This is a genomic window from Methylomonas sp. AM2-LC, assembly GCF_039904985.1.
GTDB lineage: Bacteria > Pseudomonadota > Gammaproteobacteria > Methylococcales > Methylomonadaceae > Methylomonas.
In genome coordinates this window covers 2,802,399-2,827,780 of sequence record NZ_CP157005.1, presented here as the reverse complement: position 1 = coordinate 2,827,780, position 25,382 = coordinate 2,802,399, and the positions used below count along the sequence as shown (strand labels likewise).

The 25,382-nt window shown below is 41.8% G+C and carries 26 protein-coding genes; 11 read left to right on the top strand and 15 right to left on the bottom strand.

Features of this window, described 5'->3' with window-relative positions:
• Positions 1-13 precede the first annotated feature (13 nt).
• From ABH008_RS12730 to ABH008_RS12715, 4 genes are all read left to right on the top strand, one after another.
• Positions 14-364 carry a hypothetical protein gene (locus tag ABH008_RS12730; protein ID WP_347985998.1) on the top strand — a complete coding sequence of 117 codons (351 nt, stop codon included), beginning with the start codon at positions 14-16 and terminating at the stop codon, positions 362-364.
• Positions 365-770: 406 nt separating this feature from the next.
• Positions 771-1,016 (top strand): hypothetical protein, encoded by a 246-nt coding sequence (locus tag ABH008_RS12725; protein ID WP_347985997.1) that lies wholly within the window; start codon positions 771-773, stop codon positions 1,014-1,016.
• Positions 1,013-1,687 (top strand): response regulator transcription factor, encoded by a 675-nt coding sequence (locus tag ABH008_RS12720; protein ID WP_347985996.1) that lies wholly within the window; start codon positions 1,013-1,015, stop codon positions 1,685-1,687. Before ABH008_RS12725 ends, ABH008_RS12720 begins: the two co-directional genes overlap by 4 nt.
• Before the next feature lie 76 nt (positions 1,688-1,763).
• The gene (locus ABH008_RS12715) at positions 1,764-2,951 is read left to right on the top strand and encodes a HAMP domain-containing sensor histidine kinase (RefSeq protein ID WP_347985995.1); all 1,188 of its coding nucleotides are present in this window, start codon (positions 1,764-1,766) and stop codon (positions 2,949-2,951) included.
• Between the two features lie 458 nt (positions 2,952-3,409).
• Here ABH008_RS12715 and ABH008_RS12710 read toward each other — a convergent pair whose 3' ends face one another.
• The 10 genes from ABH008_RS12710 to ABH008_RS12665 form a co-directional block, all read right to left on the bottom strand.
• Positions 3,410-3,994 (bottom strand): hypothetical protein, encoded by a 585-nt coding sequence (locus tag ABH008_RS12710; protein ID WP_347985994.1) that lies wholly within the window; start codon positions 3,992-3,994, stop codon positions 3,410-3,412.
• Between the two features lie 92 nt (positions 3,995-4,086).
• Positions 4,087-4,356, bottom strand: coding sequence for a hypothetical protein (locus ABH008_RS12705; protein WP_347985993.1), 270 nt, complete (start codon positions 4,354-4,356; stop codon positions 4,087-4,089).
• Positions 4,357-4,448: 92 nt separating this feature from the next.
• Positions 4,449-5,258, bottom strand: coding sequence for a heme-binding protein (locus ABH008_RS12700; protein ID WP_347985992.1), 810 nt, complete (start codon positions 5,256-5,258; stop codon positions 4,449-4,451).
• 448 nt (positions 5,259-5,706) lie between these two features.
• The gene (locus ABH008_RS12695) at positions 5,707-6,264 is read right to left on the bottom strand and encodes a flavodoxin family protein (RefSeq protein ID WP_347985991.1); all 558 of its coding nucleotides are present in this window, start codon (positions 6,262-6,264) and stop codon (positions 5,707-5,709) included.
• Between the two features lie 770 nt (positions 6,265-7,034).
• Positions 7,035-7,706: an SIMPL domain-containing protein gene (locus ABH008_RS12690; RefSeq protein WP_347985990.1), complete on the bottom strand. Its 672-nt coding sequence runs from the start codon at positions 7,704-7,706 to the stop codon at positions 7,035-7,037.
• Positions 7,707-8,306: 600 nt separating this feature from the next.
• Positions 8,307-9,650, bottom strand: coding sequence for an acetyl-CoA carboxylase biotin carboxylase subunit (accC, locus tag ABH008_RS12685; RefSeq protein WP_347985989.1), 1,344 nt, complete (start codon positions 9,648-9,650; stop codon positions 8,307-8,309).
• 17 nt (positions 9,651-9,667) lie between these two features.
• Positions 9,668-10,111, bottom strand: a complete 444-nt coding sequence (accB, locus tag ABH008_RS12680) for an acetyl-CoA carboxylase biotin carboxyl carrier protein (protein ID WP_347985988.1) — start codon at positions 10,109-10,111, stop codon at positions 9,668-9,670.
• Positions 10,101-10,562 (bottom strand): type II 3-dehydroquinate dehydratase, encoded by a 462-nt coding sequence (gene aroQ / locus ABH008_RS12675; RefSeq protein WP_347985987.1) that lies wholly within the window; start codon positions 10,560-10,562, stop codon positions 10,101-10,103. The genes accB and aroQ overlap by 11 nt, the downstream gene beginning before the upstream one ends.
• 95 nt (positions 10,563-10,657) lie before the next feature.
• Positions 10,658-11,185, bottom strand: coding sequence for a TlpA disulfide reductase family protein (locus tag ABH008_RS12670; protein ID WP_347985986.1), 528 nt, complete (start codon positions 11,183-11,185; stop codon positions 10,658-10,660).
• Positions 11,186-11,363: 178 nt separating this feature from the next.
• Complete coding sequence (locus ABH008_RS12665; protein ID WP_347985985.1) at positions 11,364-11,924, bottom strand: thioredoxin family protein; 561 nt, start codon at positions 11,922-11,924, stop codon at positions 11,364-11,366.
• Positions 11,925-12,163: 239 nt separating this feature from the next.
• Here ABH008_RS12665 and rpe point away from each other — a divergent pair, with 239 nt between their 5' ends.
• Both rpe and ABH008_RS12655 read left to right on the top strand, forming a co-directional pair.
• Positions 12,164-12,835, top strand: coding sequence for a ribulose-phosphate 3-epimerase (gene rpe, locus ABH008_RS12660; RefSeq protein ID WP_347985984.1), 672 nt, complete (start codon positions 12,164-12,166; stop codon positions 12,833-12,835).
• Between the two features lie 159 nt (positions 12,836-12,994).
• The gene (locus ABH008_RS12655; RefSeq protein WP_347985983.1) at positions 12,995-14,155 is read left to right on the top strand and encodes an IS30 family transposase; all 1,161 of its coding nucleotides are present in this window, start codon (positions 12,995-12,997) and stop codon (positions 14,153-14,155) included.
• A gap of 460 nt (positions 14,156-14,615) precedes the next feature.
• On the opposite strand, the gene ABH008_RS12650 is transcribed toward ABH008_RS12655, so the two are convergent.
• Together ABH008_RS12650 and ABH008_RS12645 are read right to left on the bottom strand one after the other, a co-directional pair.
• Positions 14,616-14,816 (bottom strand): type II toxin-antitoxin system prevent-host-death family antitoxin, encoded by a 201-nt coding sequence (locus ABH008_RS12650; RefSeq protein ID WP_347985982.1) that lies wholly within the window; start codon positions 14,814-14,816, stop codon positions 14,616-14,618.
• A 197-nt stretch (positions 14,817-15,013) separates the two neighbouring features.
• Positions 15,014-15,889: a LysR family transcriptional regulator gene (locus ABH008_RS12645; protein ID WP_347985981.1), complete on the bottom strand. Its 876-nt coding sequence runs from the start codon at positions 15,887-15,889 to the stop codon at positions 15,014-15,016.
• A 118-nt stretch (positions 15,890-16,007) separates the two neighbouring features.
• Between ABH008_RS12645 and ABH008_RS12640 the strand changes: the two genes are divergently transcribed.
• A complete protein-coding gene (locus ABH008_RS12640; protein WP_347985980.1) occupies positions 16,008-16,334 on the top strand; it encodes an EthD family reductase in 327 nt (108 codons plus the stop codon).
• A gap of 162 nt (positions 16,335-16,496) precedes the next feature.
• Here the strand turns inward: ABH008_RS12640 and ABH008_RS12635 are convergent, their stop codons facing one another.
• Entirely contained in the window at positions 16,497-17,765 is a 1,269-nt protein-coding gene (locus ABH008_RS12635; protein WP_347985979.1) for a PepSY-associated TM helix domain-containing protein, read from the bottom strand.
• 236 nt (positions 17,766-18,001) lie between these two features.
• Between ABH008_RS12635 and ABH008_RS12630 the strand changes: the two genes are divergently transcribed.
• Positions 18,002-20,014 carry a multicopper oxidase domain-containing protein gene (locus ABH008_RS12630; RefSeq protein WP_347985978.1) on the top strand — a complete coding sequence of 671 codons (2,013 nt, stop codon included), beginning with the start codon at positions 18,002-18,004 and terminating at the stop codon, positions 20,012-20,014.
• Positions 20,015-20,364: 350 nt separating this feature from the next.
• Positions 20,365-20,913 (top strand): copper resistance protein NlpE, encoded by a 549-nt coding sequence (locus tag ABH008_RS12625; protein ID WP_347985977.1) that lies wholly within the window; start codon positions 20,365-20,367, stop codon positions 20,911-20,913.
• A gap of 56 nt (positions 20,914-20,969) precedes the next feature.
• On the opposite strand, the gene ABH008_RS12620 is transcribed toward ABH008_RS12625, so the two are convergent.
• Positions 20,970-21,260, bottom strand: a complete 291-nt coding sequence (locus ABH008_RS12620; protein ID WP_347985976.1) for a hypothetical protein — start codon at positions 21,258-21,260, stop codon at positions 20,970-20,972.
• Positions 21,261-21,507: 247 nt separating this feature from the next.
• Between ABH008_RS12620 and ABH008_RS12615 the strand changes: the two genes are divergently transcribed.
• Together ABH008_RS12615 and modA are read left to right on the top strand one after the other, a co-directional pair.
• Positions 21,508-23,151 carry an alginate export family protein gene (locus ABH008_RS12615; RefSeq protein ID WP_347985975.1) on the top strand — a complete coding sequence of 548 codons (1,644 nt, stop codon included), beginning with the start codon at positions 21,508-21,510 and terminating at the stop codon, positions 23,149-23,151.
• Between the two features lie 90 nt (positions 23,152-23,241).
• Complete coding sequence (modA, locus tag ABH008_RS12610) at positions 23,242-24,003, top strand: molybdate ABC transporter substrate-binding protein (protein ID WP_347985974.1); 762 nt, start codon at positions 23,242-23,244, stop codon at positions 24,001-24,003.
• Positions 24,004-24,157: 154 nt separating this feature from the next.
• On the opposite strand, the gene ABH008_RS12605 is transcribed toward modA, so the two are convergent.
• The gene (locus tag ABH008_RS12605; protein WP_347985973.1) at positions 24,158-25,381 is read right to left on the bottom strand and encodes a hypothetical protein; all 1,224 of its coding nucleotides are present in this window, start codon (positions 25,379-25,381) and stop codon (positions 24,158-24,160) included.
• Position 25,382: the final 1 nt, after the last annotated feature.

Sequence of the window (25,382 nt, the reverse complement as noted above, 5' to 3'; positions counted from 1 at the left end):
CGGAGATTATGCTATGAAAATACTCGTTGTTTCTATCATTGTAGGCTTTGTTTTTCTCTATTTCTTTAATATGGCAGTATTTAAAGTACCTTTGCTTAATCTTATGTGGTCAATTCATGCAGGCATAAGATTTTTGGCCGGATTTTTATTACTTGGCGTTAGTTATTTTTATGCAAAAGCGCTTACATTTAAAACTGCTTTGTACATAACAGTTAGTATTATTGCTGTCGATTACATCTATGATTACTATATGCAAGATTATAGGCTTAATTTTGAGATCATATTACATGGCATTTATATGCTAGTTTGGGGTGCTACATTGGGTTATCTGACAGCAAGACATATAGATAGAAGCCGTGCGTAGTTGTCGCGATTCCCATACATCGTGGCTATGTAGGCTGCATGATGCCCCCTCCTCCAGTTCAACGGTTAATGCCAATCCAGGGAAGCCGTCAATGACCAGAATTACCAAGAGTATATAGATAAGTAATAACAGTACATTGCTATTGACTTAGCCCCCACCTAAAACAACTAAAAATACTATTCCAAAAATAAGTTGACGGATACTGCCACCTCGGCTGCAATCTAAACTGTTCATAATACTTGCTTTTCTTTTTACAAACTTTACATGCTGATTTTTTTGCTATCTGTAAGGTTGCTGAAAGTTACGATTGTTAGGATGCTTATAAGACTCGCATCTTGCGATGCTACGTCTAGGAAAATGTTTCAGCGGCATAAACTATGCAGTTATATTTAAGGTGTTTTAAGTTATGAATAATCGAACTAAAGTTTACGAAACAGTATTGTTGTTGGTGGGGTTAATATATGCTTGGCCTAAATCGCAAGTAAATATCCATCCTGAAGAGACTAGCTTATCGTTTGATGCAGATACGCACAGCTGGTTGCTGACGATCAGCGAGGAATTGTCCTCTGGCATCATCGTCAGTTTATTGATTTGTTTGGTCTATGCTTATTACTGTTATCAATATCGAAATGAGTGCAAAAAAAGCCGATGAGAATCTTAGTTGTTGAGGATGATGCGGTGTTAGGGGATGGTCTTTCTCAAATGCTCATCGACAATGGATTTACTGTTACGCTAGCCGTGACTGGGGGCTATGCGGACTGCGTGCTACGGACGCATACCTACGACTTGGTAATTCTGGATCTTGGTTTGCCCGATATTGATGGTCGGGACGTTTTGCGGCAATTACGAGCGCGTAAATCCTCCGTGCCAGTTCTAATTCTAACCGCACGAGATAGACTTTATGATCGGGTGGGCGGACTCGAACTTGGCGCCGATGACTATATGACCAAGCCTTTCGAGGTTTCGGAACTGGTTGCCAGAATTCGAGCATTACTGCGCAGAAGCCAAGGTGGTTTTAATCATACTGTCATACTCGGTCCGCTTGTGCTTGACACCCTCAACCATCAAATCAGCGTCGATGAGGAGCCATTGTTTTTGCCAATGCGTGAGTATGGGGTACTTGAAATCCTAATGTTACAAATTGGACGAGTCGTTAATAAAAATAGTATTGCCCAGTGGCTTTCCATGGAATCTGCCGACCTGACCGACAACGCCATTGAAGTTTATGTACATAGACTACGTAAACGGCTAGAACCAATAGGAATCAGCATAAGAACCGTGCGGGGATTGGGTTATTTATTGGAGAGGAATGCTAAAGAATAAATTAATGTAAGCACCAAGCAATCGATATCATAGGTACATTTAGGCCAACTGACATAGGTTTTGTTTTTCAGCTTCGATGGAGAATTTGTTGATTCAAATTAAGCACCCACTGTTAAAAAATTTTCTCAGATACTTGATTGCAATGCTCATATTGGCAATCGCCATTTTTTTGCGTTTTTGGCTTTTACCCGTGGAAGCCGGCTACCCGCATTTAACCATTTACCCAGCAACCATTCTTTGCTTTCTGCTTTGCGGCTTGGGACCCGGTATCCTTGTTACATTGATCAGTACAGTACTCACCTTTTACTTTTTTGTGAAACCGCATTATACATTCGATCTGAGTGACGAAGCCCTGATTGTTTTGCCGATCTATTTAATATCCTCTTTAATGTTAGGCTTCATTGTCATGAAATCGCAAAATTTCGCAAAGAAACTTCAGTTGGCTAATGACAAACTGAATCTAACCTTAAACTCACAAAGGCGCTTCATTGAAAACGCTTCGCATCAACTGCGCACGCCGCTTGCCGGATTGAAAGTCCAGGCGGAACGGGCGATATCCGCTAAGGATTTGGAGACGATCAAACCCGCATTGCTGCAAATCAAAAACTCAGCCGATAGGATCGCGCATTTAAGTACGCAATTGCTGGTGTTGGCACGATCAGAGTCTACCATGCAAAAATCATCAAGATTTAAAACACTGGACTTAAGTAGGCTTGCCCGATTATGCTGCATGGATTGGGTTCCCAAGGCACTAGAAAGGGATATCGATCTGGGTTTTGATGCTCCAGTCGAGCCATTGTATATTAGCGGTGATGAAACATTACTATGGGAATTGCTAAGCAACCTCCTAGACAATGCTGTGCGTTATGGCCACCCCGGTGGAGAAATCAACGTCAAAATCGAGGCGAATACCAAAGTATCATTGATCGTTGAAGACAATGGACCTGGCATCCATTCGCAGGAGACGGATAAAGTTTTCGAGCGTTTTTATCGCATTCCAGACAGTCCCGGCGATGGCTGCGGATTGGGTCTAGCCATTGTCAAAGAGATTGCCAACCTACATGAAGCTCAAGTGACAGTCGGTATTGGCTTGCTTGGTCACGGAACTCGATTTGAGATTTCATTTGAGAAAAGCGCCCGCAATGGAACCCATGGCAAATCAAAGCAGGATAAAAAGCATTTTCTCAAGTTGCTTATCGGGGCTCTAAGCCCTATACCACGTAATATTTCCAATACATTAAAAAGCAATAAGATAGCAAAATGAATTTGAAAATTTATGTATTTCAGGTTATTGATTCATAAAAGCGATAAGCCGCTATAGGTCGTAATAGGCGAAGCCGTATTGCGACATTCTGCCTTAGCATTATGCCGACGCTACTACGCCCTATGAGGCTGCGATGGAAATTACGAAATACTGTTTCATTGTTTTGAGCCCGCCCGCGTAGCCACGATTAGCGAAAGCGTAATCGTGGGAATGTATATTCGACTGCAGATACAATGGCCAGTATTTATTTAATCATCGCCACAAATTCAAATACCAAATCGTTTTAGAAACAATAAAGATGAAAGTTAGCGGCCAATCGCAAATTTTGGAAACATGTCCTTTTTATACGGGAATAAAATGCAAATAATCAACATGCCATACAAAATTTAAGTCATCCCCACGATTACGCTTGCGCTAATCGTGGCTACGCTAGCTCCATAAAGGCTAGCCAATGTGTGCTAAAAGATTATCAGCTGTTTATGGCAAAACCAATTCATTTTTTTTAAGCCAATAAATCTAGATCCTAGTCCCAGAAAGCCTAAACCAAACAAGGCGATTGTGGATGATTCCGGCAATGACTGAATAGTTCCAGAAACCAAAAAATCAGCATTGCTGCTTACGGTATTGATGCCATTATCGTCTGGGGTGAATACCGGAGCCAATGGATTGGAAAAATCTATGCTAAATAATATGCTATTGTTGACACTGCCGTTTTGTACATCTGCGGGAGATACATCCAACCACCAATTAACAGCGGTAAGAGGCGTGTTGGCATAATTAAAGGTGGAGTCAAAAACATAGGAGATCGTTTCGCTGACTGAATTGTCTACGAACCCCGCCGTACCCAACTGGTAACCGGTAAGCGTACCGTAAATTGATGTTGGCACTAGGAGGTTGTCATCAAAAGTAGCGATCCCGTTAAAAACCGCACCGGATGCGAATTGTTCAGTAATTTGGTCCTGATAGCTAGCGAAGCTCGGTTCGGTAAAGCCTATGATTGCTATCATTACGGCAGTCGCCATTGCTTGTTTTAAGTTATTCATCTCTAACTTCTCGTAAAATTTGTTGTAGAAAAAAATATTCGCGACAATCGCAATACAGGCTGGTTAAGGCCGGAGAAAATATTCCTTGGGGATTATTTGCCTTGCTTTTGTTCTGTCGGCTTAGCATTTGGACTAAACCCCGCGCTAGAATCAAGCAGCGCCGGATTGGCTTGCTGATTTTGATTTAATAGGGTTCGCAAACGATCGCCCTGCTCCAAACGGTTCTGCTCCAATTGTTCCAGCAGAACGGTGGTTTCTGCCTTGGACTGTTCTTGTTTATAACTCCACCAAGTTTCCACCATAAATAAGGCAGGTGCCGAGCCGAGAAATACACCCAAGGCAATTTGTAAAACCAGTTTCATACTGATGCCTATTCGTCCTTCGAATTCCAAAACCTATGACACTTGCAGGTAAAGCCGTAGTAAATGCTACGGCTTATTCATGATTAGAAGCGCTACTTGGGAACAGTAGTAACGACAGGCAAGGAGTTAGCTATACCCGCCACATCCTTATTACAAGCCGGATGTCCCCAACCACTGGCGCTCACACCTATTTGTAAACCTGGTACGGTGTGAATATCGTAAACAATGTTATCTGGACGCGTTTTGTCAGGTGAAACACCGGCAGGTACATGATCCAATCCTAATAAACTACGGGTGCGCCAGGCAATATTATGATCGGCACAAGAGGTGTCGCCGCTGACGCCGATAGCACCAACAATACCAACGTATGGATCGTACAATGCCAGACCGCCTCCAAAAACGTTAACCCCGCCAACGCGTTTACCGACTAAAGGATCTTGATCTGTTCCAAAATAACCAATCGGACCTGCATACGCTAAGGTCGTATCGACCGGATTACTATGTTGCAAACCAAATAAGGTGCCACCAGGCTGTACAGCTGTGTATAGATTTGCCGTTGAAAGCGCGAGGTTAGATAGGCTAAAGGCATTGGCGGTATTCGCTTTTTGTGCGGAAATAACCCGGCTGCCAGGCCACTGGTCGTTTCTTTTGTTTCCTGTATAGGCTACCGCGCAGACGAATCCATCACGATTGACTACCGTTACCCACATTTGCAAGCCAATACCACCGTTAGCGGCTTGTTGCGCTTGCGCGAGTTTACTCTGTAAAGTTGACCAGTCTGGCAGGTATTTACATTCGCTAAACGGCTGTTGTGGATCAACATATATTGTTGCAGAAAATGTGCTTTGCGACGCTAAACACATACTTCCAAAAATTGCAAGGCTAGCAATGACTTTCTTCATTTTAATACTCTCGTAAATTACAAAGGAAAATAAAAAATCTCTTCTCAAATAACTCGGTATAAATGAAAATACGCTGATAAGATTACATATCTACTATTTAACTGCATAAGAATAATGAAAACCAACCTTATTTGTTTTGGTTAAAGTTAGGTTTTTCAGTTATGGTAATGAAGTTGAATTAAATAGATATATATAAATTGGCAGCGTCAAAGTTAAGCATTTATCGGCCAATTTTCATTTTTTGTGATTTGTATCACAAAATTAAGTGCAGGTCAAACATTCCAACTTCAGCCAGCGTAGCCACGATTGATACGCCAGACGGCAACGCGATAAGCCAGAATAGGTCGTAATAGGCGAAGCCGTATTGCGACACGGTTGCCTTCAATTACGCTGAAACTAACGCGCCATATGAGGTTGGCACGTTGGTAATTAAGCCTTACCTCATTAATCAGTTACCGTTAAATTTACCGACAACTTCTGCAACACGCGCACCATACAATCTAGCCGTTTCTAAATCACCTAAATTGACTTCGTCTGTGCTGGCATCGGATGGAGTTTGCATCATAGCACCCGCAAAAGTACCCAGGTAGTTCACATCATCTCGCTTAGCCGCTTTGCTACTAGAGGGCATCAAACCTGTTCCAACCCAGAGCCCAGAATGTTGCATAGCCAAGGTGAAGAAATAATGCAGCGTAGAATGCTTATCGCCGTTCATGCTGGCAGAATTGGTGAACCCACCAAATACTTTATCTTTCCATAGCTGGCTAAACCAAGGCTTAGAGGACGCATCAGCGAATTTCTTAAATTGCCAGCTGACGGATCCCATATAGGTTGGGGAACCGAAGATGATAGCGTCGGCATTGTTCAAGGTAGCCCATTGTGCTTCGGTAATATTACCTTCTGCATCAATTACAATTAATTCAGCCTTCGCGCCTTGTGCTACTGCTTCGGCTTGTTTAGCAGTGTGGCCGTATCCACTATGAAAGACTATCGCAATTTTAGACATATTGTTCTCTAGGAAAATTTAGTAGTAGTTGATTTTGGTTGGGATTGTGCAATTCGTTCATTGATCTACTTATATCCAATTGATATAAATAGGATGCTACCTATTAATTGGCTAACATAAAAGTCGCCTATTACTCTCAAGCTTCAGCTAAACAGTCATTCCAACTGGAATGCGGGTATGCGTAAGCTTTAAAGCTGAGTTGCATTTTTATTCAACCCAGTCTACACCCAGGTTCCTGACAGTCTATACCGGAATGATGGCTTCGATGATTTAAAATTGATGTTGCTGAAGCTTATGAATATTCAGATTAAAATATATTTTATAAGGTTATCTTGGCTCTATCCGTTCGGTATAACACATAGGATGCCAACGCAAATACAAATCCGCGTAGCCACGATTAGCGACAGCGTAATCGTGGGAATGTGTACGCCACTCCATATCAATGGCCAGTATTTATTAAATCATCGCCATCAATTAAACATCTAAACCGTTACCGAAATAATAAATATTAATTCCATTTTTTGCATAATGGAGAAAGATTGAGTAGAACCAATTGTGAACTTTGAATACATGCCCATTTTATGCCGGAATTAAATGCAATTAATCAAAATGTGGTACAAAATTTAACTCAACGCGGCAATACTAACAACCTGTTGTAAAAAGCACATCTAAGAACGGAAAGTTTTTCATTCCTACGATTACGCTAACGCTAATTGTGGCTACGCTGGCTTTAAATGTTTATTGATCATTATTATTCTAAGCAATAACGGTTATTTTTCACTTAATTTGTAGATAACATTTACTTTCTTCTCAATTTTTATGACAGATGGAATATATGTTATGGAGTCTTTTCTGAATTGAGACTTTTTAAACATCATCCTGTCAGAATTATCGTCTTCATTTGCGAAGCCAAAAGCCTCATCAATGGAAAAGAATCTCTTTTCAGCCATTGCAAAAACAGAGCCTAATTGACTACCAACTCCATTTGCCATGACTTCCGCTTTATGTTTAGCATCCGCGCATGCCTCTGCTGTTAGCTGTGATTCGATCTCTTTACGCTCAAGTACGTCAAAATTTGAGTTAAAATCAGCTATATTTCGATATTTTATCAACCTGTTCATCAATGCCGTATATTTGTCTAGATCAAGCAATCTAATATGAAATACTTGTTGAATATCATAACCCAATACTTTGAGTTCTTGACCGTCATTATTAGTTTCTCTGACGGTTGACTTATCAATATCAAATGCCTCTATACTGTCATCTGAAATTTTAATTTCATCAAACAGCTTTTTCAGCTCAATATTTTCATTTTGCAGCAACTTAAAAGCTTTATCAGGATTCTCATCAAATGTTTTGATTGAAAATTTAAGATCAACCATATTAGGCTTTATTTCTTTTTTAGCTTCACCTTGCGAATAAACAAATGGAGCGTCTGGCATTTGTACTGCGTATGCGCAGGAAACCAACAGTTGAAATAAGATGACTGATAAAACTTTGTATATCATATTAATCCTAAAAAATATTATTGATTGATATTGATTTTGTATCATTTTGATAAGTTCATTTGTTGAACAACTCGATTTTTTCCTTGATTTCAGTAAATATTGGCGGTTCCAATACCAATTAAATACCTATTGTCACGCAAAGTATCAGCGACATTCAAAAGCTGCATCTGCAACTGTCTTCTTTACTCTTCTGACATGATGGATTAACACGTTAAGGCGTAATCACAAACGGAGCCAACCTCATAGGGCGACAATAGCGCAGCGCGTATTGCGCCGGATTGCATAGACGGTATATATCTGTGTAGATATGTCTGTTAGAAACTGCAAATAAATGCACAAATGGACTATAAAAGCTGTTGTTACAAGCTTTCGGCGCAATACGCGCTCTCTTTACACTTAATGCTTTACGACTGACTGCCCTTGTAACATTGTAGCGCACTACAAGCTCATTTAATCATTCGATCTAATTTCGACCGCAATATATAAAAAAAGAATAACCCCTTGCCAACCAAGGGGTTATAACAAACCAACCGCTTAATGAATACCTAATTTCTTTTCCAGATAATGAATATTCTGACCGCCCTGTGCAAATGCTGCGTCGGCCATAATGTTTTGCTGTAAGGGGATATTGGTTTTAATACCATCTATCACCATTTCGCTTAACGCGGTTTTCATGCGGGCGATGGCGCTGTTGCGATCTTCGCCGTGGGCGATGAGTTTGCCTATCATGGAATCATAATACGGCGGTACTTTATAGCCGTTATAGATATGCGTTTCGCAGCGGATGCCGGGGCCGCCAGGCATGTGGAACTGCTCTATTAAGCCTGGGCAAGGCATAAACGTTTCAGGGTCTTCTGCGTTAAGACGGCATTCAATAGCGTGGCCGGTAAATGTTACTTGATCTTGAGTAATCGATAAAGGCATGCCTGCTGCTATGCGCAATTGTTCTTTAACGATATCAAAACCGGTAATCATTTCGGTAACGGGGTGTTCTACCTGGACGCGGGTATTCATTTCGATAAAGAAAAACTCGCCTTTTTCGTACAAAAACTCAAAAGTGCCAGCACCAAGATAACCAATTTCGCGACAGGCTTGTGCGCAACGTTCGCCCATGCGGTTACGTTCTTCAGCGGTAATGCCCGGCGCAGGTGCTTCTTCAACCACTTTTTGGTGGCGGCGTTGCATAGAGCAGTCGCGTTCACCCAGATGGATGGCATTACCAAAAGAATCGGCCATCACTTGAAACTCAATATGACGCGGATCTTCCAGAAACTTTTCCATGTACACCGTATCGTTACCAAAAGCGGCACCGGCTTCGGCTTTAGTTAAGCCAATGGCTGCAATCAGTGCGGCTTCAGAATGCACGGTACGCATACCTCTGCCACCGCCGCCACCCGCCGCTTTAATAATCACCGGATAGCCTATTTCGTGGGCCATTTTCAAATTAGTTTCGTCATCATCGCCTAATGGATCACCATTGCCCGGTACACAAGGGATGCCGGCGGCTTTCATGGCTTTTTTGGCCGAAATTTTATCGCCCATCATACGGATAGTTTCTGGGCGTGGACCAATAAAGGTAAAGCCGCTTTGACTCACTTTTTCGGAAAAATCGGCATTTTCAGATAAAAAACCGTAGCCAGGATGTATCGCCTGCGCATCGGTCACTTCGGCGGCGCTGATAATGGCTGGTATATTCAGATAACTTAGGTTGGAAGCAGCCGGTCCTATACACACGGCTTCGTCGGCCAGTCGTACATGTTTTAAATCCCGGTCGGCCTGAGAGTATACCGCAACGGTTTTAATACCTAGCTCACGACAAGCTCGTAAAATTCGTAACGCAATCTCGCCGCGATTGGCGATGACAATTTTTTCAAACATAGCAACCCCTTTACTGATTATTCAACAATAAACAAAGGTTGCCCGTATTCAACAGGGTGACCATTTTCTACCAAAATCTGTTTAATTTTGCCGGATTTATCCGATTCAATTTGATTGAGGATTTTCATTGCCTCAATAATACAAAGTGTCTCACCGACACTAACGCTCTGACCAATTTCCACAAACGAGGCAGAACCCGGTGAAGCAGAACGATAGAAAGTCCCTACCATGGGTGATTTAACCACATGACCACTGAATTTTTCTTCTGCAGGCGCAGAGGTGTTAGAGGTTGTTGTGGCTACTGTCGGTGCGGCGATAACGGGGGCAGGCGCATACTGTACTTGTGGTGCCGCACTGTAACGTATGATGCGTACCGATTCTTCGCCTTCACTAATTTCTATTTCTGCTATATCAGATTCCTGTATAAGATCGATGAGTTTTTTTATTTTTCTAATATCCATTGTTCTGGGTTCTCTCTATTAATAACTGATTAGCGGCTTGTAAAGCCAATTCGTAGCCCATTGCACCTAATCCGCAAATTACACCGACTGCAATGTCAGAAAAATAGGAATGTTTGCGGAAAGGTTCGCGGGCATGTACATTCGATAAATGTACTTCAATAAATGCAATTTTTGTCGCCAGTAAGGCATCGCGTATTGCCACGCTGGTATGCGTAAATGCAGCAGGATTGATAATGATAAAATCAACTTGCTGCTTAAAAGCGTGGTGAATTTGTTCAACAATTTCGTGTTCGGCATTGCTTTGTATAAAAACCAGCTGGTGACTCAAGCGCCCGGCAGATTCTTGTAATCCGGCCTCAATATCCGCTAAGGTTTTGTTACCATAAATACCGGGTTCCCGGATACCTAGCAAGTTAAGATTCGGACCATTTAAAACGTAAATTTGCGCCATCAAAAAGTTAAACGTTGATAAATTAGGGGGCAAATTTTGCCTAATTTGCGCAATTTTGTCCAGAAAATCTGTATAAAAAGCACAAATAGTTTTATTTATATTTTTTTACTCAGCAATGGCGTCACTAATGCCTGCAAAGCTTCGCGACTTAACTCGCCCATTTGCCGATGTATCACTGCTCCTTCCTGATCGATAATTACCGTAAATGGAATAGCGCCAACAATATTACCCATTTGCATGGATAGATTCATACCGGTGTCATTGGCCAGTAAAATCGGGTAATTGACTTTTACATCCTGCAAAAAAGCTTTAACATCCGCTGTTTCATCAATGGCCAAACCAATAAATTGTAGGCCTTGTTGCTGCATTTCGGTTTGCAACTTAATAAACTCGGGTATCTCTTGCAAACACGGCCCACACCAGGTGGCCCAAAAATTTACCACCAGCACTTTGCCCTGCCATTGGCTTAAGGGCTGCATATGCCCTTCTACATCCGGAAAACTAAAGGCTAACGGCTTAATAGTTTCCACTACATTCTGGTAAAGTGAGCCAATTTTTACCAAAAAGCCTGCCGTTAAGGCTAAAAAGCCAACCAGCACCATAATCAAAGTGGTTTTTTTCATATCTATCCAGATAGCAATTATTGTCTTTATTCAGTGATTTAAAATCAATGTACGTAAATGAGAGAAGTTGTCTCAATGTTTAGCTTATGCACCAGATGCGCACCGTATACCTTCGGCTTGGCTGATTTATAAGACCACAAAAATTTGAAAACGTTCGACACTAACCGCATTAACTCACTTACGCCTTCCATTTGATATTACAGCCTATACTGGGGATTTGTTGTTGGGGAGCATTTTCTCCTGCCAATAACGCCTGCATTGCCACCCTTAAATCTGCCCCGTCACTCACCTCTTGATTGCTTGGTGTGGCGGCATCTAACCGCCCACGATAGACGCAACGCAGGTTTTTATCAAATAAATAAAAATCCGGTGTGCATGCCGCTTGATAAGCTTTAGCCACTTGCTGTGTTTCATCATATAAATAAGCTGCAAACGGATTGCCCCAGTCAGCCATCATGGCGTGCATTTTATGCGGCGCATCTTGTGGGTAATTGATTATATCATTGGCACTGATGGCAATACTGCTAATCCCTAGCGGTGCATAGTGTTGAGCGATAGCGATTAACTGCGTTTTAACATGCAGCACAAAAGGACAATGGTTACAGATAAACAAGATTAAGGTGCCCTGCTCTCCGCGTAAATCCTGCAAATTAAATGCATTACCGCTAATGGTATCGGGTAAATAAAAATCGGGTGCCAATGTGCCTAAAGGCAACATGGTAGATTGGGTTGCGGCCATAAAAATTCTCTTTAACGATAAAATATATCACCATTATATAGATTAAGACAGTCGGTTTAGTAAATGTTATGCTCAATAAAAAACAGCATCATAAACAATTAATATAATGGCCACTTTGCTTGATTCAACATTCAATTTAGATGCGTCACTGAGGATGTAATTGTTAATTTGCCTATTAAGCATTTATCAGAAACAGGCTATAATAGCTGTTTTTAACCCTACTTTGAGAGGATCACAAAATGGCCGATAATTTAATTGCCCCTTCTATTCTTTCCGCTGATTTTGCACGTTTAGGTGAAGAAGTGGTAAATGTTTTAAATGCGGGTGCCGACATTGTGCATTTCGATGTAATGGACAACCATTTTGTGCCTAATCTGACTATAGGGCCCCTAGTATGCGAAGCCTTACGTAAACACGGCATTACTGCACCTATTGATGTACATTTAATGGTAGAACCTGTTGATCGCATTATTCCTGATTTTGCCAAAGCAGGTGCCACATACATTACTTTCCATCCAGAAGCGTCTGTACACATAGACCGTACCCTGCAATTGATTAAAGACAACGGCTGTAAAGCCGGTCTGGTTTTCAACCCAGGTACACCTTTGCATTATTTAGATTATGTAATGGATAAACTGGACATGATTTTGTTAATGTCAGTTAACCCTGGTTTTGGTGGTCAATCCTTTATTCCTTCTTCATTGGAAAAATTGCGTCAAGTCAGAAATCGTATAGATGCCAGTGGCCTTAACATTCGTCTAGAAATAGACGGTGGCGTTAAAACTGACAACATTCGTGAAATCAAAGAAGCGGGTGCTGATACTTTCGTGGCTGGCTCGGCCATTTTCAGCAAACCCGATTACAAAAAAGTCATTGATGAAATGCGCGCTGAATTAGCCAAAGCTAAATAATAAGCAATATCACCACACTCGGCTGTTTTTACTCCACAAACAGCCGAGTACTCGCGTTTAAGAACACAGCCATCTGTGTGTTGCCCTAAATACCATCCGGTGAGTTCAACTGGTCATTGCAACACTATCTGATTTAATATTATTAACAGAGGTGAATCAATGGCACAGAAAGGTCGACCCGGTTTATCCGCAGCTCAAAAGGTTGAGTTGTGGCAAAGATGGAAATTAGGACAATCACTCAGTGAGATAGGTCGTGCCCTTGGTAAGCATGCTGGATCCGTGCATACTGTTTTATCCGCTCATGGTGGAATTATTCCTGCAACTCGCTCAAGATCGGCTAGGTCACTGAGTCTAGTTGAGCGCGAAGAAATATCGCGAGGACTGGCGGCTGGTGAATCAATGCGACAGATTGCATCAAAACTAGCAAGATCACCCTCTACTATCTGCCGTGAAATTGCCCGTAATGGTAATAAAGATCAATATCGAGCAATCGAAGCTGATTCAAAAGCATGGGATCAAGCACAGCGACCTAAGCCCTGTCGACTGGCTACACATTCTCAACTACAAATCATGGTGGCAACTAAACTCGGTTTCGATTGGTCTCCTGAGCAAATTGCTGGCTGGCTTAAACATGAATATCCAAACGATATCAATATGCATGTCTCACATGAAACAATCTATAAAAGCCTGTATATTCAAGCACGCGGCGTTTTGAAAAAGGAATTAATCGGACATCTACGATCGAAACGAATGATGCGGCGAGGTAAGGCATCAACAACTGAAGGCCAGCCAAGAGGGCAAATTATTGATGCGGTATCGATAAAAGATCGACCTGCAGAGGTTGAGGATCGTGCAATACCTGGGCATTGGGAAGGTGATCTGATTACGGGGTCTAAAAACAGCCATATTGCTACTCTAGTTGAACGTCGGTCACGATTTGTGTTGCTGGTTCAAGTTGATGGCAAAGATACGACGAATGTTGTGAATGCATTAATTCGTCAGGTACAGCAACTTCCTTCCGGCTTAATGGCTTCGTTGACATGGGATCGTGGTACTGAATTAGCTCAACATAAAAGATTTACTGTAGCCACCGATGTGGCAATGTATTTTTGCGATCCAAGAAGCCCTTGGCAGCGAGGAACCAATGAAAATACAAACCGATTATTAAGACAATATTTTCCCAAAGGGACCGATTTAAGCGGTTATAGTCAGCAAGACCTAGATGAGATTGCTTTAAAGCTTAATACGAGACCTAGAAAAACACTGGGCTACATGATGCCTGGTGATAAACTAAACGAATGCGTTGCAATGACCAGTTGAACTCACCCCCCCATTCTTTAATAATCCCCCTAAAACCAGGTAACCGACATAGAACGTGACTGGTTACCCATATTACGAAAATTTGACCTAAATCAATATTTTTTGTAAATTAAAATCCTTAAATTATAATAAGTTATGCTTATGCGCGACAATTTGTCGCACTTTTAGTAGACAAGTGTTTTTTTTTGGAATATGATGCGTACACCTTAGTTAAGGTGGTTGTGGTTCGAAAGAATCATAATTTTTTCGGGGGAGGGAGCGACCGTGAAAACGGTATAACAACAATAATAAACGCGAGAAATTAAACTGTCGTTTCTAATGACAGGCGTCCATATATAATTATAAAAACAGAACCGGACGAAGCCCACTTATGTGGGCTTTTTTATTGCTTGTAGCCTTTGAGCGGCTTGTCATTTAAGCCAGGTGTGTCAGCCACTGACAATACTAATTAAGCAATTTATTATGCAAAGCTCAAATCTAAGGGTTCAGTTTTTTTGATAAACCCCTGCTTACGCAACTCTAAAAGCTCTTCCATATCGCTAATCGATACTAAGCACGCTATTGAGCGTCCACGCCGGGTAATCGTCACCGGTTCGTGTTGCGCTGTTTCCAGTAATTCACCAAACTGATATTGAGCCTCTACCGCAGTCACTTTACGCATAACTTACTCCTGTTTATAACGGATAAATCAATTATAGGCAAAGTTTCAATTTAATCAAGCACGTTAACCATACATGTTAAACCACTGCATGAATTGCTCCCCTTAAACTAGCTTAAATTAGTTTTGCAGCGTATCTTAAGTCGTTTAAATAAAAAATTTCGCGCAATTAAAGACCATCCCCCACTGCTTAGCCTTGCTTAAATACCCACCCGCAAGCTTTCTAATGCTTTAAATATTTCGGTGTTTTGTGGCAAGTTTGCTGGATAGATTACATATATGGTACGACGAATATCCGGATCAGATAGATAACGAAACATCAATTTTTCGCTGTGTTTAGGCACAGTAAATTCTGGAACCAATGCCACACCCATACCGGCACGCACCATGCTTAATATCCATTCTTCATTGTTACTTCTATAAGCGGCGTAAAGATCAATGTGTCGATCCAGACACACACCACGCAATGTTTCACGCAATTCACAGTTCAGGCGATCCAGGTAAGGTTCTGCCTGAATAGTGGCTAGATCGATGCTTTGCAGTTGATTGAAGCGATGCTTGTCGTTGAAAACCACCACATAGCGTTCTTCATATAGCTTTAGATATTGATAAGGCGTGCCCGGCTTGACAACCGGGGCGCTAATCACTAAATCCAAACTATTTTCATCCAGTTGTTTTAACAAACTAGCCTCGTTATCGACAATCAATTCCAATTCAATATGCGGATTATCTTGCTGAAAATCCACGAAGAATGGACTCAAATGCTGCGCAGCAATAGTGGTCATTACCCCAATACGCACAGGGACAGTATTTAAGCGTTTAAAGCGGATAGCTTCTGCTTTAATGGATTGTGCGCTACGAAAAATCTCACGCAACGAAGGTTCAATTAAGCGACCCAGTGCCGTCAACCGGCAACCACTGCGCTCGCGACTAAATAACTCGCCTCCCAGTTCTTCCTCTAGCTTTTTGATGGCTTGAGTTAACGAGGGCTGCGCCACAAAGGCGGATTGTGCTGCGCGGGTAAAGGTTTTTTTATCGCAGACAGCCAGAAAATATCGTATTTGCTGCATTTCCATAACAAGTATCCGTATAGTATAGGTAAAACCTATTATTTCATAGAAAAGTGATATTTTACTATTGTTGTTAATCGGTATTTACTATGCACTCCCTATCAACTAACTATTCGAGAAACCTATGAAAGCAGTAAAACTAATTGTCATGTACCCAGCTCCAACTGATTTACTTACCTTTGAACGTCGTTATGCCGAAGAGCATGTGCCAATGGCCGTTGAAAAACTGGACGGTAAAACACGTTTTGTGGCATCTTTAATTCTCAGTAATGCGGATAAAACAGCGGCATCGTTTCACCGTATTGCCGAAGTGTATTTTCCATCACTTGGTGATTTGCAAGCCTGTCTTAGCTCACCAGGCGGTCAGGAAACAGCGGCACACGCAGTTGAAATATCCAGTGGCGGCGCACCTGTGTTTTTGATATCTGAAGTTGAAACGTTTGATTTTTAGTCGTAATTAGTTAAAAGATCACAAATTAACAGAGTAACGCATATGTAGGGGATGTACAGCATACGCCCAAATATCCTAAGCAGAGGCTTTGGGCAGAGCATCCCTCCCCTACATAAAGGGTTGTTTGCTGTGTATCAGCATCGATTTAAACCGTGCAATTAATCAACCCGAATTATGGTGATTTATTCTGCGCTGCGCTTGAGCATGTTGTTTGGCGCGGCGTTTTTGCCACCAAATATAAACACCCGTAATAGACAGCATGGCCACCACCAGTCCAAACCCAGAAACCAGAATTTTGTAGGGCAATCCCCAAACACTAGCGGTATGTAAAGCGACCAGCCATCGTGTGATGGTGGTGCCGGTATTCTGTCCTGATGGTAGCAATACAGCCACAAAATCGCCGCTATCAGCATCAAAAAAAACACTGGTATCTGACACTTTATTATTAATGTCTTTGTCGCTCCTAACGGTGTAAGCAAACAGACCTTTATCCGGTAAATAACTGAGAGACTGTTCTTCAATGAGTTTAAGTCCGTAAAGTTGCGATTGTTCCAGCATGTGTTGCTGAGCAATAATATAAGCTTTAGACCAGTCTAAGCCCGGTGTAGGTTTAGGATGAGGTAAACTAATAGGCGGAAAATTTCCCGGTTCCGGCAGATCAAACAATGCGCTCATCACAGGTTGATAAACTTGTTTGCGTAAATTAAACGATACGGCTGACCAGGCAAACACCAACAGCAGTAGCCAAACCCACAAACCACCCGCGCGATGTAAATCAAAATACAGCCGATAGCGGGAAGCTGAGCATTTTATTTGCCAGGATTTAGCCCAACGCTGCCAAAAACCAGGCTGTGGTTGATTCGTAAGTGTCTTATCACTGGCAATCAAGGTCAGCGGCAGTGTTAAGTAAAATCCAACAAACGTATTGATGGTCCAAAATAATGCGGCAATGCCAAATAACAAAACCCCAGTTTCACCCAACGCCAAAGAAAAGTGTACCTTATAGATAAAATTTAACAGTGTATGGCGGGTTAATGGCCAAAAGTTTTCATCCTGATCAGCAACTAATTCGATTAAACTACCTGTATAAGGATTTAAGCGAATAGCGGTATACGGCAACTCTACAAACACATCACTATTGGCATCGTCATTGGGTAATAAAGCGGCTTCGTAAACCTGTCCTGGTTTAAGCTTAAAAGTCACAGTATTAATCTGCGCTTGAGGCACCAGCGCCAGAGCTTGCGTTCTTAGACTAAAACTATCCAGCATGGCTTGATCTTGCACAGCCACATAATACCGATCAGGGTTTAGCCATGCATCCAATTCCGGATAAAAAGCCAGGATACTTCCCGTTAAGCCCGCTATAAGCAGAAATGCCGCCATGTATAAGCCGCTATAGCGATGCAACAACACCCAATATTTGCGCGTCATGTTAAGGTTCTCTTTCTAAAATTATGCCAGTTGGTATAGCAAAACGCATTCGGTTAACGCTAAATACTTGGCTGTGTGGCGGTAATTATAGCATTTTGTAAACTCCTTCTTTTAAGCTAACTGCAATACACGGCAGCAAAACTTATACTGCAACTTTAATTGTTAAGTACAATTGATACTGATTCTCATTTGTATTAGTATGTAGCCTACATTAATATTAGAGGGGGATCTAATCAATGAAATATAGGCTGATGTTGGCAATTTTATTAATAGGCGTTATGAATAACGTCAAGGCAAATGAACTGCACGAACCACCAGTGTTTAGCAGTGATAAAAAAACGAGGGTTTTGGATTTATTGATGATAGCCAAAACCTCTTCAATTGCAGAAATTCCAAATGTGACCGCTTGGGTATATGAAATTTGCGAAAGGAAATACAGTATTGGTGATACTTGTATAGCAGGAAAACAAAACACCAATCCTTATGGGGGCGCACGACTGCAACTGAATGCGGGTGATACCCTTAAAGTACATTTTATAAATAAGTTACCATTGATTACTGACTCGGATAAATCAAGTAACGATGGCGAAGAGTTTTTGGCTCAAAATCCAACCAATATCCATACACATGGCATGCTGGTGTCACCCAGCGCCCCTTTACCTACCGATACAAATCAACTGTTTGGCGATAATATATTTGTATTGACCTTTAACTCGGCAAATGGCGCACCCAAAATAAATGAATCTTCCCATATTCATGGTGCCATAAATAATGACGCCACAGATTATCAGATAACGTTGCCCGCGCACCACCCGTCTGGTTTGTTTTGGTTTCACCCACATGCGCATGGTATTTCTTTAAACCAAATTTCAGCTGGGCTTTCTGGCATTATTACGGTTGGACAGGTGAGCGATTATGTAAAAGGACTGCCGCATAATCTAGCCATACGCCATTTAATTCTTAAAGATACGCAAGTAAATAGTGATTTTTCCATGCAAGATCAGGAAGATCCCGGCTTTTGTGACTTGCCCTCGTCAACACCAGGCGAATGCGAAAACTCTAAGGGTGGCAAATGGCACTTTACGGTAAATGGCCAGAAAAACCCTATAATAGACGTGAAAGCGGCCGGTGAAATTTGGCGTATTACCAATGCATCGGGTAGTGCCACTTATGAATTGCAATTGAGTAAAAAAAATAAATCTACCTCAACGCCGCCTAATGGCATGGTGATGCAATTATTATCTATAGATGGCGTGAGCGTTACGCCTAGTCGTGGCAGTTCTCTTGGTCATTTTAGACAAATAGGCGGGGCTAAATTTAAACCGGTTACCTGCCCTGGTAGCAAATGGGATAGCCCGCCCGCTATCTGCGCTACTCAGTTGCATATGATGCCAAGCTCCCGTGCAGAAGTTTGGGTGGTAAATCGTGATGCCAAAGGTAATATTATTAATGGTGATGGCAGTCATGCTACGCTGGAAACGGTGGGATACGCCACTGGGCTGGATGCAGACGACTGGCCGGCAGTGGAATTGGCTCAAGTAACGTTTAATAATAAGGAATCTGTCAAACATTCGCCCGTTTTTAACATTCAGGATGACAAGCATGACAAAGGCGGTTTAAATTACATTCAAATTGCCAAAGACTTGGCAACTGCCAATGCTGCTGTTAATGCAGATACTAACTGCAAGCCATTACCTAAAGGCTGGAAACGTCGTATTTACTTTGGCTATCCAACACCGGACGATTTTGGTTTAGGCCAAGAGTTAATCGATGAAAAAGGTAATGCCGTGCCAGGTACTTTTCAAGATGTGACCGAATTTACGGGTATGGGACATTCTATCTGCCTACCTTTGGCTAGCGGTAATATGCCCGTATATGAACATTGGGAAGTGGTTAATTTAACGGGTGAAGATCATAATTTCCATATACACCAAACTAAGTTCAGAGTGTTAACACCTGGAGAAATTACTGGCACTGACACAGGCTTATCTACAAAGAGCATACTTCAGGATAATGTGCCATTACTGGCAGGAAACGAGGGTTGCGATGGTACTTATCTGTCATGGAAAAACGGTAGTTGTCAGTCACACCCGATAGATGTGGAAATCCCTTTCGCTATTGCCGGCGACTTTGTTTATCACTGTCATATTTTGGAACACGAAGACGGCGGCATGATGGAAACCATTCATGTAGTCAGCGCCCCAGATGCTGCACCCAACAAAAGCGGACATGATACACATCATCATTAACCGCTAATTCTGACAAAGTTAAGGCAGTTTAACCGCTGCCTTAACTGCATATTTAACCGTTGTAAAATCTACAGGCTAAGCTTATCTAGCCATACTCACTAAATCTACTATGCTCAGATCAATATTATTGGTTAAATGATTAACCTAGTATTGATCTCAGAAATTTTTCTGGTAGGCTAAACGCTGTTGCGCTTTAACTTATCCTGTCTCTATGTCCGTCGTTAACAAGGAGCGTTGCTTTAAGATACAAGAATAACGAGAGTGCACATTGTCTGTCACTCGACGCCCGTGCCAACCCGTATAAATGTGTTTGGTCGGCTACTTTACAACCAGAAACAGAAACAACGTATATGCAAACATCAAATAATAAAATTATAAAAAATATGACCTTGATTCTTATAGGTGCATTGCTGCCATTAATGAACACTGCTTGGGCAGAGTCGGATATGAAGTTGCAGGAAAAGGCCTTGATGGCACGCGAGCTTAGTCGTAAGCAAGCGGCAGGTATAACTGATCACTCAGAGCATATGCAAGAAGCCGATGTAAGTACCAATTATCGTGGTGTATTTTTTGGCTATTTACCCTGTAAAGAAAAAGATTGCGATGGTTTGAAAATGACGCTGTCTTTAAAACAAAAGAGCAATTATTTATTAGTGTCCCAGTATGCAAAAGCTTCATCCAGAGAATATTTTGATAAAGGTAAATATATCTGGGATGATGAAACCCATACCTTGTCTTTAACCTCTAATAAAGACGATTTAAAACGTAAATTCATCATTAAAGATGAAGGTACGCTGACGTTACTGAACAGTGACGGTAAACCTATGCCGGGTGATCAGGATGACTATACCTTGAGTAGAAGTGATAAAGCCAAATCTCGGGAAGTACATATTCATTAATTACTGGCGTTGCAAATGGGGTGCCTTAAGTTTTATTATCTAAGCTTAGGCTCCCTTTAGCCCCAAACTGGCGAACTTGGACCTGTAAAAGGTTGCAAATTTAAACAGTATTTAATTATCAACTTATCACTGTCGGATAAGATAAGGTGTTTTATTGAATGCACAATGTAACGTTTCGGCAGTTGAGACGATGCAATGACGCCAACGCCATCCAGCCTATCCCAGCCCGTATCATCAAATCGATCACCGATATTGACAGCAATAAAGGGAGTGGAAGAGTTAAAGCGCGCAATCGGCTTATGTTCACCCGATGTATCACATAATTCAAGTATATACAGTGTTTCCATGTTCCTATCAAACTATTTCGATGCGGAAAAACCAGCATAACAACTGCCTACGTTACTACACTCTACACTGAATGCTAAGCAGTTATTTATCATAAAATTGATATTGTTAACAAAAAAGCAACAATTCATAGCAGGTTTGCTTATTTACCCAATGCTATAAACGTATTACAATCCGAGCTCGTTATGAATTAACAAAGCTATCGACTTTTGAAAAAGAAGTCAGCAACAACAATAACAGGTTACGGATATGCAACAAATGACACCACAACTGCATGGGTTTCGCTATTTATCAATGGCAATATTTGCATTGATTAATATCGACACCGCCTATTCAGATCAAGCACTCAATTCAAATCCGGCTGCCACTACCTTGCCCGCACCCACCTACACACGCGCCCCCATGGCCGCGTATAATTTCATGATGGATGACCCTTTGTTGGGTAATAGCTACGAAAAACCCGTGTGGAATCTGCATGATACCTTAGGTTTACCCGATTGGTTGAGCGTAGGTGTTGAACAAAGAACCCGTTACGAATCGCTTTCTGATGCGTTTAAAGGTTCGCAAAAAACCTCGCCCACTAAACTTGGGCAATCTAAAGGGGGCGATCAGCAAATTGCCTTTCAATCCGACGTATGGGTACAAGCCAAATTTAATAAATTGCGTTTTGCAGTTGAATTTCTGGATTCGCGCACAACTGGTTCTGACGCAGGTACGAATAACACCCCCTTCCCTACCAATAATTCTTCTGTCGATACCTTGGATTTTGCTCAAGGCTATGCGTCTTGGGCAGATCAAAATGCATTTCATAGCGGCTTAGGCGCAGAAGTTAAATTTGGCAGACAAACCATGGATTTAGGCAGCCGCAGATTGGTTGCAAGACCGATATTTCGTAATACCGTTAATAATTTTACTGGCTTAAGAACACGTGTAGTCAGTTACGATAAATGGCAGTTTAATGCGTTTATGACCATGCCAGTACTCAAATATCCTAACTATAACTCTATCACACCCAATGCCAATATGTTAAATAATCAACAATGGGATAAAGAGGATTTACATACTTGGTTTTCCGGCGGTATTTTTGAATATTCCAATTTGTATAAAGAGATTAATGCTGAAGTGGCTTTATACCAACTCAACGAAGGCGATAGCACACTCAATCCGACCCGCAATCGCAACTACTTCACCCCAACCATACGTTTTTATCAAAAACCTAGCAAAGGCAAGTTTGACTTTCAAGCCGAAGGTATGGGCCAATTTGGTACTGTAAAGTATGCGGCTACTGGCAATTATTTAAATACTACACAACAACATGAAGCATGGTCTTCGCATGTTGAGGCCGGATATAGCTTTGATATGCCTTGGAATCCTCGCTTCTATTTTGAATATGATTATGCCAGTGGTAGTTCAAACTGGAAAAATCATTCTGCATCGGCCACCGATGGGCGTTTTGATCCTCTGTATGGTGCATCAGATTTTGATTTTGGACCAACCGGAATTTATGGTGCTTTCCAAAGAAGCAACATAAACTCACCCGGTTACAAACTAGACTTTGCACCACGAAGTGATTTGTCATTCAAACTGTCACAACGTCTGGTTTGGTTAGCTTCAGCACAAGATTGTTGGGGTAGCTATACCTGTACTTCTGCTACCACACCTTCTCTTGCTAATGGCCAGGGATCTTTTGTCGGTGATCAGATTGGTTTTACCGGACGCTATAACTTTAACAGCAGCATCAATTTTGATGCAGGTTGGTATCATCTTTTCAAAGGTGACTTTGCTAAAACTGCCCATACCACAACCAGTTCCGGTACTTATTTAACCAATGTCACGGCAACACCCGGCACCGATACTGACTATTTCTTTGTGCAAAGTCAATTACGCTTCTAAGTTGCGTTTCTACTAGCATTTTTGAGGGATATTTATCTTACTACTTATCCTTGTATTTACGATTTTTACTGCAAATTTTTGGAGATTTACATGTTTAAACTAACGGTAATACGCGCTGTTTACATATTGTGTTTGGCGTTGTGCAACAACTTGGTTAACGCTGATACCACGCTGGTAGCTGTGGCTGCCAATTTCTCCAAACCCATGACCGAGATTGCGGATAGCTTCGAAAAAGCTACTGGGCATAGTGCCAAGCTATCATTCGGCTCTTCGGGTAAATTTGTCGCACAAATTGAGAATGGCGCACCGTTTGAGGTGTTTCTATCTGCTGATGAAAGTGGCCCTGCGAAAGTTGAGCAGGATGGTCTGGCAGTATCAGGCAGCCGTAATACCTATGCCATAGGTAAACTGGTGTTGTGGTCTTCAACACCTGGCTATGTTGATTCTGAAGGTAAAATTCTGGCAACCGGTGGCTTTAAACACGTGTCTGTTGCCGATCCAAAACTAGCACCTTATGGTGCCGCCGCCATTGATTATCTTAAAAAACAAGGTTTATTAGAAAAACTACAACCTTTAATGGTGTTCGGCGAAAATATTACCCAAACACAACTATTTGTCAGTAGCGGTAATGCCGAACTGGGTTTTGTAGCACTCTCACAAGTTTATGAAGATGGCCATATCAACAGCGGTTCTGGCTACATAATCCCTACCAGCCAGTATGCGCCCATTAAACAAGGCGCAGTTTTGTTAACCAAAGGCAATGATAATCCAGCTGCAAAAGCACTGATAGACTATCTTAAATCTGACACAGCCCGGAGTATCATCAGTAAATATGGCTACGATTTACCTTAATAGAGTTCACTATTCAATGTAAAGTATCAATGGCAGCGACGTTGCACTTCAGCTTTAGAAGCACATCCAGCCGTCATTGACACTTTAACTATTAATTTAATACAGTTTGCTAATTGACTCGCGTATCACAGAGCGACATCATCACTCACTTTAACTACAATACCTTATCTTTTACCCCTTCCTCCTGTCCGGCGGCAAAGGTTAAACGCGCCACATTGTCCCTTGCAAAAAAGCCCTGAAAGTCACCAAAGCGTTGTACATATTCGATAATTAAAGAGGAAAAATCGGACGCAGACGAGAAAATTTGTTTTAAACCTTCTTCACGCGAACCTACGGTTTCTAGCAGAAAGCCTTTTCCCTGCGCACTGATTGCATCGACCACTACATCAATGTTTTCGCGGCCCATGCTTTGTCCGTCTTTAACTTCCACCGCCATATGATGTAAACGTGGACCAAAATTACGCACAAATGTCTCAGTCGGACTTGGCAAGTTATCTAAATGATTAACGCAATAAGGATGATTATTGGCGGTAAATACTTTGGCAGGACTGACTGACTCTGGTACCTGACGGATATTTTTAGTCACATTGGTGGAGGAGTTTTGATCTTTAATATCATAACTGCCCCAATAGTAATAACTGGATAAGGCCAAGTATTCCAGTAAGGCGGCTTCGCGGTTTTGACTGTACACCCGTGTAGCGAGATGGTCTATGGGTAAAATAAGGTCTTTGATGCCCAATCGTTCCTGCATTTCTTTACCGCGATCATTGGCGGCATGTGCTGCCGGCAAAATAACACAATTACCATGTTGGTAGACGCGAATGCTATTGGCTGGACGCTCCATATAGCCAATGACATTTTGGGTATACGGAGACGGTTTGGAAATACTGACATTCAGTGGTAAATCCATTTCCGCCAATTGCCCAATCGGGAAAAAGCGAAACTCACGTTGCTGCTGCAAAGCTACTACCTGATGACGGTTTTCGCAATGTAAAATTTCACCCAGATAACGACTGTGCGGGCGACGCGCACCAACCGGGTATAAGTCGTTAAGACTACGGAATATATCATTCAGATCATTATGTTTAACTTCGCGCAATAGAATGTCAGGTGAATGCATATCAATGCGTAATACATGCGTCCAATGCTGTTCGCTATCCAGGGTAACCAGGTATTGATAAGGAGTCATCAACGCCAATTCGGTAATATATTCAATGGAATTACCGGGTTCCACACTAATCATCAAGGCTTCAATTCCGCCAATCATATCGGTGAGTCCTGTGCGATCACGTTCTTCAAGTAAGCGATGTAGATATTCTTCAAAAAAAGGCGAGTTTTGTTTATCGCCGTAACGGGTTTGCTGGGTGGAACAAAGCATA